The 4,604-nt window shown below is 52.2% G+C and carries 1 tRNA gene and 2 rRNA genes; all 3 read left to right on the top strand.

The window, feature by feature from the left end:
* The first annotated feature begins 90 nt into the window (after positions 1–90).
* A 16S ribosomal RNA gene (locus DLD82_RS16470) occupies positions 91–1,556 on the top strand.
* Between the two features lie 69 nt (positions 1,557–1,625).
* Positions 1,626–1,698: transfer RNA gene (locus DLD82_RS16475), tRNA-Ala, on the top strand.
* 101 nt (positions 1,699–1,799) lie between these two features.
* Positions 1,800–4,604, top strand: a 23S ribosomal RNA gene (locus DLD82_RS16480); the annotation flags it as partial.

A 4,604-nucleotide genomic window follows, 5' to 3' on the forward strand; every position in this document is an offset into this window, starting at 1 on the left:
TATTGGTTCTGACAGAGGAATACTGGTAATGTGGATATCTGTCTACATCTGCCAATACTTTAAGTGATACAGTGTGCGAGCAATTTGGAAATTCTGGTTGATCCTGCCAGAGGCCACTGCTATCGGGGTTTGACTAAGCCATGCGAGTCGAGAGGTTCAAGACCTCGGCGTACTGCTCAGTAACACGTGGACAATCTGCCCTGGAGTGGAGGATAATCCCGGGAAACTGGGGGTAATACTCCATAATTCGATATAACTGGAATGTTTTTCGAATAAAAGATCCGTCGCTCCAGGATGAGTCTGCGGCCGATTAGGTAGTTGTTGGGGTAACTGCCCAACAAGCCTGTCATCGGTACGGGTTGTGGGAGCAAGAGCCCGGAGATGGATTCTGAGACACGAATCCAGGCCCTACGGGGCGCAGCAGGCGCGAAAACTTTACCATGCGGGCAACCGTGATAAGGAAACCCCGAGTGCCAGCACAGGCTGGCTGTCCACCAGTGTAAATAACTGGTGAAGAAAGGGCCGGGCAAGACCGGTGCCAGCCGCCGCGGTAATACCGGCGGCTCGAGTGGTGGCCACTATTACTGGGCTTAAAGGGTCCGTAGCTTGATATGCAAGTCTTTTGAGAAATCCGCCGGCTTAACTGGTGGGCGTTCAGGGGAAACTGCATTTCTAGGGACCGGGAGAGGTGAGAGGTACTGCCGGGGTAGGAGTGAAATCCTGTAATCCCGGTGGGACCACCTATAGCGAAGGCATCTCACCAGAACGGGTCCGACAGTGAGGGACGAAAGCTGGGGGAGCAAACCGGATTAGATACCCGGGTAGTCCCAGCTGTAAACGATGCGCGTTAGGTGTGTCAGTGACCACGTGTCACTGAGGTGCCGAAGGGAAACCGTGAAACGCGCCGCCTGGGGAGTACGGTCGCAAGGCTGAAACTTAAAGGAATTGGCGGGGGAGCACCACAACAGGTGGAGCCTGCGGTTTAATCGGACTCAACGCCGGGAATCTCACCGGATAAGACAGCTGAATGATAGTCGGGATGAAGACTCTACTTGACTAGCTGAGAGGAGGTGCATGGCCGTCGTCAGTTCGTACTGTGAAGCATCCTGTTTAGTCAGGCAACGAGCGAGACCCACGCAAGCAGTTGCCAGCTTGACCTTCGGGTTGATGGGGACACTGCTTGGACCGCCTCTGCTAAAGGGGAGGAAGGAATGGGCAACGGTAGGTCAGCATGCCCCGAATTATCCGGGCTACACGCGGGCTACAATGGATAGGACAATGGGTTTCTACACCGAGAGGTGATGACAATCTCCTAAACCTGTCCGAAGTTCGGATTGCGGGTTGTAACTCACCCGCATGAAGCTGGAATCTGTAGTAATCGCGTTTCAACATAGCGCGGTGAATATGTCCCTGCTCCTTGCACACACCGCCCGTCAAACCACCCGAGTGAGGTCTTGATGAGGATGTATCTTAGATATGTTCGAATCTGGGTTTTGCAAGGGGGGTTAAGTCGTAACAAGGTAGCCGTAGGGGAATCTGCGGCTGGATCACCTCCTAAAGAAATGAAAGTAGTAGCAGATGCAGACAGACCATAAAGTTTCCAGTGTTCCTTGAATGGAATCAGAGGGCTCGTAGCTCAGTTGGAAGAGCGCGGCGTTTGCAACGCCGAGGCCTGGGGTTCAAATCCCCACGGGTCCACTGGTGTTAGTTNNCGGGGCAATGATACGCTGTGTAGAGGAGACGCAGAAAGAGAAAATCACTAGGCGTTTCTGGACGTTACATGGGTTTGAAGAAACTACAAAAAGACGTTCTTACGCCTGTCAGTGGATGGCTCGGTTCGGGTGCCGACGAAGGGCGTGCCAAGCTGCGATAAGCTCCGGGTAGGCGCATGGAGCCATTGAACCGGAGATCCCCGAATAGGACATCCAGATGCATTACGCATCATTCCGTCATCGGAAAGGGAACGCCCCGAATTGAAACATCTTAGTAGGGGCAGGAGAAGAAACCAACCGGGATGTCGTTAGTAGAGGCGATCGAACACGACAGAGTTCAAACCGAATCCTTCGGGAGATGTGGTGTATGGACCGCAGCATGAGACCATCATTCAGAANNGGCTTTAGCGGTTTCCTGAGTAGCGTGGGTCGGAATTCCCGCGTGAATGTGGGGGTCATCAACCTCCAAAACTAAATACTCCCCGAAACCGATAGCGTAGTAGTAGCGTGAGCGAAAGCTGAAAAGCAACCCTGGAAAGGTGTTGAAAAGTGCCTGAAACTGACAGGTTATCGCGTGATATGGCACGAAAGGATCTTCAAAGCGAAGGAATCCGTTGCAAGGCGGTAGTACGGGTTTTGTTGCCGGTGTCATATCGTACGTTTTGAAGAACGGGCCAGAGAGTTTATTCTGTTGGCGACGGTTAATTTCTATGAAAGAAGCCAGAGGGAAACCAACAAGTCCGCAGCCGCAAGGTCAGGGACGACGTACTACCAGTGCGTGAAGTCAGCAGGATAAGACCCGAAGCCCGGCGATCTATGCGTGGGCAGGTTGAAGCGTGCCGAAAGGTGCGTGGAGGACCGCAAGCGGTTTTGATATGCAAATCATTCGCGTGACCTGTGTATAGGAGTGAAAGATTAATCGAGCCGGGCATCAGCTGGTTCCTCTCGAAACATGCCGTAGCATGACCTGGCCTGAGATCGACAGTGAGGTAGAGCACTGATTGGGGAAGCTGGGGGCGAAAGTCCTCACTCTCCTGTCAAACTCCAAATTCCCTGTCATCGAAGACGGCCGGAAGTCCGCATTACGGGGTAAGCTTGTAATGCGTAAGGGAGACAACCCAGACCGTGGTTAATGTCCCTCAGTGCAGGCTCAGTGTAAACACTGAAAGTGGTCCTGGGTCAAAGACAACTGGAAGGTGAGCTTAGAAGCAGCTACCCTTTAAAAAGTGCGTAACAGCTTACCAGTCAAGATTCAGGGCGCTGAAAATGGACGGGGCTTAAGCCTGCCACAGATACCACGGACCATACTTCATTGTATGATGGCGTAGAGAGGCGTCCTGCATGGGCGGAAGCAGGGTTGCAAGATCCTGTGGACCGTGCAGGAATGAAAATTCTGGCAGTAGTAGAAGCTTAAGATTGGTGAGAATCCAATCCGCCGCAGGGGCTAGGTTTCCTCGACAATGTTCGTCAGTCGAGGGTTAGTCGGTCCTAAGACGTACCGTAATTCGAGTACGCCGAAAGGGAAACAGGTTAATATTCCTGTACCTGCATCAGACAATCCTGACGCTTTCGGATAGGCATTACGGAGCCATCGCTCCGTCTAAGCCGGATATGAAATTGGAGTACCGTAATGGTGAGAATTTTTCAAAACGGTGATGGGGTAACAATGCTGATTCCAGGAGCCCGTGAAAAGGGTGATGCAGTCCGTACCGAGAACTGACACAGGTGCCCCTCGCTGAGAAGGCGAAGGCGTGTCGGGATTAATTGTGTTAAGGGAACTCGGCAAATTAGCCCTGTAACTTTGGGATAAGGGGTGCCTGCCCAGCGATTGGGCAGGTCGCAGTGACAAGATCGCTCCGACTGTCTAATAACAACATAGCAGACTGCAACTCCGAAAGGACTCGTATAGTCTGTGATTCCTGCCCAGTGCGAGTATCTGAACACCGGGTTCAACCGGACGAAGGACTCGTAAACGGCGGGGGTAACTATGACCCTCTTAAGGTAGCGTAGTACCTTGTCGCTTAATTGGCGACTTGCATGAATGGAATAACGAGAGCGATACTGTCCCTAACACAAACCCGTTGAACCTTTTGTACTAGTGCAGAGACTAGTGACTCCTTATGGGAAGTGAAGACCCCGTGGAGCTTTACTGCAGCCTGTCGTTGGGTTACGGTATTACCTGCGCAGGGTAGATGGGAGACGTCGATCCAACCCTTGTGGGGGTTGGTTAGTCAACGATGAGACACCATCCTGGTTTTATTGTAATCCTAACTGGTCTTACAGGACATCGATAGGTAGGCAGTTTGGGTGGGGCGCCACACCCTCGAAAAAATATCAAGGGTGCCCTAAGGTCAACTCAAGCGGGTCAGAAACCCGCTGAAGAGTGTCAAGAGCAAAAGTTGGCCTGACGCGATTTCGCATAGCAAGAAATCGCGAGAGGAAACTCGGGTCTAACGAACCAATACGCCCTGTTGATGAGGGCTATTGACTACAGAAAAGCTACCCCGGGGATAACAGAGTCGTCGCCGGCAAGAGCACATATCGACCCGGCGGCTTGCTACCTCGATGTCGGTTCTTTCCATCCTGGCTGTGCAGCAGCAGCCAAGGGTGAGGTTGTTCGCCTATTAAAGGGGATCGTGAGCTGGGTTTAGACCGTCGTGAGACAGGTCGGTTACTATCTATAAGGAGTGTCGGAAGTCTGAAGGTAAGAATGAAATAGTACGAGAGGAACTTTCATTCGGCGCCACTGGTCTACCGGTTGTCTGACAAGGCACCGCCGGGCAGCTACGCGCCAAGAGATAAAAGCTGAAAGCATCTAAGCTTGAAACTCAGCCTGAACAAGAGACTTCATTAAAGACCCGGGTAGAAGACCCGGTTGATAGGATTGGGATG

It is taken from the genome of Methanospirillum stamsii (assembly GCF_003173335.1).
Lineage (GTDB): Archaea > Halobacteriota > Methanomicrobia > Methanomicrobiales > Methanospirillaceae > Methanospirillum > Methanospirillum stamsii.